At 74.0% G+C, this 6,951-nt stretch carries 5 protein-coding genes; all 5 read right to left on the bottom strand.

Features of this window, described 5'->3' with window-relative positions; genetic code table 11:
• Window positions 1-888 (bottom strand): glycosyltransferase family 2 protein (locus tag ACYVPE_RS38645; protein WP_461038523.1); only part of this gene is annotated, 888 nt, incomplete at its 3' end.
• Between the two features lie 179 nt (window positions 889-1,067).
• Window positions 1,068-1,997 (bottom strand): carbohydrate ABC transporter permease, encoded by a 930-nt coding sequence (locus ACYVPE_RS38640; protein ID WP_461038522.1) that lies wholly within the window; start codon window positions 1,995-1,997, stop codon window positions 1,068-1,070.
• Entirely contained in the window at window positions 1,994-3,295 is a 1,302-nt protein-coding gene (locus ACYVPE_RS38635; RefSeq protein ID WP_461038521.1) for a carbohydrate ABC transporter permease, read from the bottom strand. The genes ACYVPE_RS38640 and ACYVPE_RS38635 overlap by 4 nt, the downstream gene beginning before the upstream one ends.
• A 78-nt stretch (window positions 3,296-3,373) precedes the next feature.
• Window positions 3,374-4,693 (bottom strand): ABC transporter substrate-binding protein, encoded by a 1,320-nt coding sequence (locus tag ACYVPE_RS38630; protein ID WP_461038524.1) that lies wholly within the window; start codon window positions 4,691-4,693, stop codon window positions 3,374-3,376.
• Window positions 4,694-5,039: 346 nt separating this feature from the next.
• A partial coding sequence (locus ACYVPE_RS38625; RefSeq protein WP_461038520.1) for an FtsK/SpoIIIE domain-containing protein occupies window positions 5,040-6,951 on the bottom strand: 1,912 nt, incomplete at its 5' end.

Here is a 6,951-nt window from a genome sequence, read left to right as displayed (position 1 = left end):
GCGGCCGCCGATGGCGGTGGCGCCGGCGGCGGCCCGGTGGCTGGCGCACAGCTCCCGGCAGCAGCGGAGGAACGCGGCCCAGTCGGCCGCCGGCAGCCCGGGCCCGCGGTGGACGGCGGTGAGGTGCGCGACCATCCGCCGGTAGAGCGCGGCCCGCCAGCGGTCGGTGGGCAGCAGGGCGAAGGCCAGCTCGTACTGGCGCAGCACGTCCAGGTGCCCGCCGCCGGCGCTCCGCGCCCGGCCGCCGCGCCGGCGCTCCCCGTGGTGCAGGCAGATCCGGTCCAGGACGGCGATGGAGCCGGCGCCGGCCAGCGCCGGGTAGGCGAAGGGCACGTCCTGGTAGTGGCCGGCCGGGAAGCGCAGGCCGAGCCGGCCGACGAGGTCGCGGCGGTAGGCGCGGGCCCAGGCGATCGGCGGCAGCCGGAGCAGGTCGGCCCGGCCGGCGAGCGAGGTGACCGCGGGGGAGCGGGTGGCCAGCGCCCCCGCCGGGTCGCCCGGGGTGACCTCGCCCCGCCAGGAGACCCTGGCGTGCCCGAACACCAGCAGTTCGGGTTCGCCGGTGGCCCGCAGCCGGGCGGCGAGGGCGGCGAGCGCGCCCGGTGTCAGGGTGTCGTCGCCGTCGAGGAACAGCAGGTAGTCGCCGGTGGCCCGGTCGAGTCCCGCGTTGCGGGCCGGTCCTGGGCCCGCGTTGCGGTCGAGCCGGAGCGCGGTGACCCGGGGGTCGGCGGCGGCGAACTCGGCGGCGATCTCGCCGCAGGCGTCAGGGGAGGCGTCGTCGACCACGATCAGCTCGACGTCCCGGAAGTCCTGGGTGAGCACGGACGTCAGGCAGGCGGGCAGCTGCGCCTGCACCCGGTAGGCGGGCACGATGATGCTGAAGCGAGGCACGGCACCACATCCAGGTAGGGGATTGTCCGGACCATCTGACAATCGCTCTTCCGTACCGTCATTCCGGGGAGGGGTGAGGTGTCGCGGCCGCGAACCCACCGAACGGCGTAGCCGCCGGTCCCCGGGTACGGGGGCCGGCGGCCACGTGCGGCGGACGGACGGGGCGCTATGTCGTCGCGCTACTTCACCGCGCCCGACATCACGCCCGCGACGAACTGCCGCTGGAAGGCGAAGAAGATCGCCAGCGGGATCAGCATGGTCAGGAACGCGCCCGGCGCCAGCACGTCGAAGTTGCTGCCGAACTGCCGCATCTCCTGCTGCAGCGCCACCGTCATCGGCGGCGAACCGGCGTCCGCGAAGATCAGCGCCACCAGCATGTCGTTCCACACCCACATGAACTGGAAGATGCCGAGCGCTGCGATCGCCGGTCCGCCGAGCGGCAGCACCACCCGGGTGAACAGCCGCAGTTCGCCGGCGCCGTCCAGCCGCGCCGCCTCCAGCAGCTCCCGCGGGATCTCCGCGAAGAAGTTGCGCAGCAGGAAGATGGCGAACGGCAGACCGAACGCGGAGTGGAAGATCACCACGCCCAGCGTCGTCTCGAAGATCCCCAGCGTGTTGAAGAGCCGCGCCACCGGCAGCAGCGCCACCTGCACCGGGACCACGAGCAGCGCCACCACCAGCAGGAACCAGTAGTCACGCCCCGGGAAGTCCAGCCAGGCGAAGGCGTACCCGGCCGCCGCGCCGAGCACGATCACCAGCAGCGTCGAGGGCACGGTGATCGCGATGGTGGTCCAGAGCGAGCCGGTGAAGGTGTCGTTGCTCAGCAGCGAGTCGTAGTTGGCGAACGTCCACTGCCCCGGATCGGTCAGCGCCTCCCACCAGCCGCTCGACGCGATGTCGCGCGGCGTGCGGAACGAGGAGACGAACAGGCCGGCCGTCGGGAGCAGCCAGACGAGCGCGAGCACGACGAGCACGACGCGCACCGCGCCGCTCGCGGCGATCGAGGCCAGCCGGGAGCCCAACGAGCGGGGCGGCGGTCCCGAGGCGGCCGCCGGTGCGCCGGCCTTGGCCGGCTCCGGCGTTTGCGCGGTCAAGGTGGTGGCGGTCACCGCTGGTTCTCCCGTCGCAGCCTTCGGAGGTTGAAGATGATCACCGGCACCACGAGCAGCAGCAACAGCACCGCGATCGCGCTGCCGAGGCCCTGGTCGGGCTCGGCGCCGAAGGAGGAGATGTAGAGCTGGAGCGCCAGCACGTTGGCGTCGGCCTGACTGGAGCTCGGCGCGATGATGTACACCAGATCGAAGATCTTCAGCACGTTGATCATCAGCGTCACCGTCACCACGGCGAGTATGGGCGCCAGCAGCGGGACGGTGATCCGGCGGAACACCTGCCACTCGTTGGCGCCGTCGACGCGCGCGGCCTCCAGGGTCTCCCGGGGCACGCTGGCCAGTCCTGCGGCGATCAGCACCATCGCGAAGCCGGCCCACATCCACACGTAGGCGCCGATGATCGCCGGCGTGATGAGATCGGGACCCAGCCAGCTCGCGCCGTTGTACGGCGCGGTGAAGCTGCTTGCCGCCAGCCGTAGTCGGGCGCCGTCCGCGTCCTCGGCCGGGAGGGCGAAGGTGCCGTCGGCCGCCGTGTCGGCCTCGGCCACCACGTCGCCGTCCCGCACCGCCTGGACGGTGATCCCCGCCAGCGCGCGTTCGTCGGTGTCGATGGCGTCCTGCGTGCCGCCGCCGCCCCGGGTGAAGTCCATCCACACCGTGCCGGTGACCTGTCCTGGGTCGCTCGCCGCCGCGGCCGCCGGCTCGGCGTCGGCCAACTCCGGCTGGGGGACCGCCACCAGCGGCAGCAGCACCGGGGTGCCGGCCGACACGGTGCCGTCCAGCAGGTAGGAGCCGTCGTCCTGCGCGGTGAGCGAACCGCCGGGGCGTGGCTCGGCGTCCGGCCAGGACGAGCTGCCGGCGAACGTGTCGTGGACCGTGGTCAACACCGCGTTGGCCAGGCCGCGTTCCGGGTTCTGCTCGTAGACCAGCCGGAAGATGATGCCAGAGGCCAGCATCGACACGGCCATCGGCATGAACACCAGCAGCTTGAACGCCGTGGCCCAGCGCAGCCGTTCGGTCAGCACCGCGAAGATCAGGCCGAGCGCGGTGGCCACCGTGGGCGCCAGGATCATCCATATCAGGTTGTTGCGCAGCGCGGTCCTGGTCGACTCGTTGGAGAAGATCTCCGCGAAGTTGTCGAGGCCGACGAAGTCGTCACCCGACGCGTCGAAGAAGCTGCGCCAGACCGAGTACCCGATGGGGTAGAGGACCAGCGCGCCGAGCAGCAGCAGCGCGGGCAGCAGGAAGCTGGCGACCGCCCAGGGGCGGGCTCTGATCACCGCCTTGCCGGAAGCCATGGGATCTCCGTCTCCGTCCGTGATGAGTCGTCATGGGGCCGCGGCGGGGTCGTCCGCCGGTCCTCGGCCGTCGCGGTCTCACTCGCCATACGCGCTCACCGCCTGGCTCTCCAGGTACTCCTGGGCGCCCTGGACGTCGTCCGGGTTCCGCAGGAAGTTCTGCAGGCCCTGCCACATGCCCTGGCCCGTGGTGCCGCCGAACGCGGCCGGCGTCTGGTCCGAGAGGTCGAAGCGGAAGTCGTCGCCCGCCGAGATCAGCGCGTCGGCGATGCCGCGCTGCACCTCGTTGGGGTAGGCGGCGAGGTCGAGCGACCGGTTGGGGGAGACCATGCCGCCGCCCTCGGCCCAGATCCAGGCGGCGTCGGTGGAGGCGAGGAACGCCAGCATGGCCTCCTGCGCCTCGGACGCCTCGCCGTCCGGCGCCACGGCCACCGCCGCGTCCCCGGCGCTGACCACCGGCGGGTCGCCGTCGCCGACCGTGGGGAACGGGAAGACCAGCGCGTCCTCGCCGATCACCGCGTCCGTGGAGTCGGTGATGACGGACCCGACGAAGTCGCCCTCGAAGACCATGGCCGCGTCCGGGACCTCCAGGTTGATGAAGGTCTGGCTGACGGAGGTCGGGAAGTCCGTCTGTAGCGAGCCGCCGTTGCCGTTGGCCAGCAGCTGGTTGTGCCCGAACAGTTCGCCGAGCGTGGTCAGCGCGTCGGTGACGGTCTGGTCGGTCCACGGGATCTCGTGGGCGATCAGCTGGTCGTACGCCTCGGTACCGGCCTGCGAGAGGTAGATGTTCTCGAACCAGTCCGTGAGCGTCCAGCCGTCGCCGCCGGCCACCGAGACCGGCGTGGTGCCGGACTCCCAGACCGTCCACGCGGTGTCGACGAACGCGTCCCAGTCGGCGGGCGTGGAGACGCCCGCGTAGTCGAAGGCCGTCGAGCTGTACCAGACGAGCGACTTGTTGGCGACCTTGACGTAGACGCCGTACTGCTCGCCCTCGTGCTGGCCGACCGCCTGCCAGCCCGGCGTGTAGTTGGCGTCCAACTGCTCCTGGACGAGGTCGCCGACCGGGGGTATCCAGCCGTTCTGGGCGAACTCCCTGAGTACGCCGGGCTGCGGCACCATCACGATGTCGGGTGGCGCGCCGCCCTCGATCTTGGAACCGACGAACTGCGACACGTTGTCGCCGCTCGGCACGTAGCTGACGGAGGCCCCGGTCCTGGCCTCGAACTCGTCCATCACCCGGAGGAAGTTGTCACGCTCGGCGCCCGTCCAGACGGCCGCGACCTCCAGGTTCTGGCCGCTGAGGTCCGGCAGCTCGATCGTCGGCTCCCTGGCGGCCCGGTTCTCGTCGCCGTCGTCGCCGCACGCCGTCAGCACCGTGAGCATCGTTACTGATGCGATCACGGCACGAGTGGTTCCTCTGGTTCCTCCGGCCCTTCGCCGGGATCCCCGGCCTGAACCGCGCATGAACACCGCCTCACCCCTTCAGGGTGCGGCAATGCGCCGAGCCGGCTGGCTGCAGGCCCTGCCACACCGCATGTCCTGTGGCGAATGTCCTACGCCCGGGGGGAAGCGCGGGCAAGACCGGGGTCTGGACCATCCCTCCTTTGTGATCGGGATGTTATGGCTCTGCACGCAACCCGGTCAGACAAGTCCGGATGCGTTCGCATCTGTTCATTCACAACCTGATGACAACCGCAAGCTGACCGTGAGGCGACCGCGCCGGAGGGATGGCGGGGACGGGGGCTCAGACCAGCGTCGCGGTGGGGTGGTCCGTGTCGGCGGCGCGGGCCGCCGCGCTGGCCAGGAGCGCCACGTCCGTCGGGCCGTTGCCCAGCTCGCGGACCGGGCGGGCGGTCGGGGGATCGCCGGCGCGGGCCCAGTCGAGCCGGGTGACGGTCGGCCGCAGCGTGGCCGTGCGGGGGATCCGGCCGGTGACCCGGCCGGCCTGGAAGGCGGTGGAGCCACCGGGGCGCCGCAGCTCGCCGCGCCCGGGCGGCTGGCCGGTCAGCGCGACCCAGGCCGTGGCGCCCGGTGTCACCTGGCCGCCGGCGATGATCAGCCGGACGCCGAGCCGGCGGCCCTCGCCGGCCACCGCGTCGAGCACCCGCAGCACCGAACCCGCGGCCTGCCGGCCAGGCGCGCCGAGCGGCGGGGTCAGCAGGGAGTCGAAGTCGTCGACCAGGACGACGAGCCAGGGGAGCGGGTCGCTGCCGCGCGCCAGCATCGGCGGCAGCTCCTGGTCGGCTGGGGGGCGCGGGGCGTTGATCCGGCGGGTCCTGGTGGGGGCGCGGCCGAAGTCGGCCTCGCCGAGCAGCGCGGCCCGCCGCTTCAGCTCCTCGCGCAGGGCCTGGGCGAACGCCCGTATCCGCACCGGGTCGGTGGCCCCCACGTAGGAGGCGACGTGCGGCAGCTCCGCGCTGGGCCGCAGCCCCTCGCCGGCGCCCTCGACCAGCAGCAGCGAGAGGTCGCGCGGCGCCAGGGTGCTGGCCAGCGAGGCGGCCAGCGAGTTCATCAGCTCGGTGCGGCCGGATCCGGCGCCGCCGTCCACCGTGAGCGGGGTGGCCAGGTCGGCCAGCTCGACGGCGACCGGGCCCTCCACGCCGGCGCCGAGCACCAGCGGCAGCCCGGCGTTCCGGTGCCAGCGCTCCCGAAGCGTGCCGGGGGTGACCCGGGACAGCTCGAGCGCGTCGAGCAGCCGACAGCTCTCCGGCAGCGCCGTGGCCACCGGGCGGCGGGGGGCGGCCGGCTGGCCCCCGGTCTCCTCGCCGAGGGGCGCGAGCGCCCGTGCGAACCGCTCGGCCCAGGCCGCGGACACCGCGTCGGCGCCGGCCGCCGGGGACTCCGCGCCGTCCGAGCCGATCAGCCGCAGCGAGGTGGCCACCGCGCCGGTGAGCAGGCCCACCGTGCCGCAGGCGCGGAACAGCGGGGAGGCCGCGCGGGCGGCGGCCAGCGTCTGCGCCGTGGGTGAGGCCGGGGTGGCCGGCGGCGCCTCGGCGAGCACGATCAGATGGACGCCGGCCGCCGGCCCCGTTATCGCGAGGTGGGCCAGGGCGGCCCGCGATTCGGCGCCGCCCGGGTCGCCGTCGACCAGCACCACCGTGCGGCGGGCGCCGGCCGGGCGGGCGGTGAGCGCCGTCAACTCCTGGATCCTGGCGGCCGCCTGCTTCGCGTCGAAGGCGAGCAGCAGCCGGCACTCCTGGCCACGGGTGGGCCTGGTGTGCGGCAGCCAGCCGAGCCAGGACCAGTCGGCGGCCCGGCCGGGGGCCAGCACGACCAGCTCGAGCGCGCTCGGCGGGTGCAGCGCGGCCAGCTGGGCGAGGGCGGCCCTGGCGACGCCTGCCACCCGCTCCCGGGGCCCCGCGAGGCCGAGCGAGCCGGCCTCGGGGAGCGCCACGGTGACCGGTCGCGGGGCGGCGGCGGCGCGCTGGGTGGTGCCGAGGCGGACGCCGAAGGCGTCCTGGTGGGTGGGGCCGCGCTCCCACAGCCGAGGGCCGGCGGCGGGGGCGGTGGTCGAGCCGAGGGCCGCGAGCAGCAGGGCGGCCAGGTCGGGCCAGCGTGCCTCGGCGGCGGCCGTGGCCAGCGCCCTGACCCCGACGGGGGCCGCCACGTCGGCCGGCCCGCCGGGCCGCCGCCCGCCGAGCGGCGGGAGGCCGCGC

The organism is Streptomyces mayteni (assembly GCF_054783955.1).
This window is presented reverse-complemented; position numbering and strand designations above follow the sequence as displayed.

Excerpts from the sequence above, each read along its gene's own strand:
- ACYVPE_RS38635 (WP_461038521.1), bottom strand. The coding sequence starts at position 3,295 with ATGGCTTCCGGCAAGGCGGTGATCAGAGCCCGCCCCTGGGCGGTCGCC.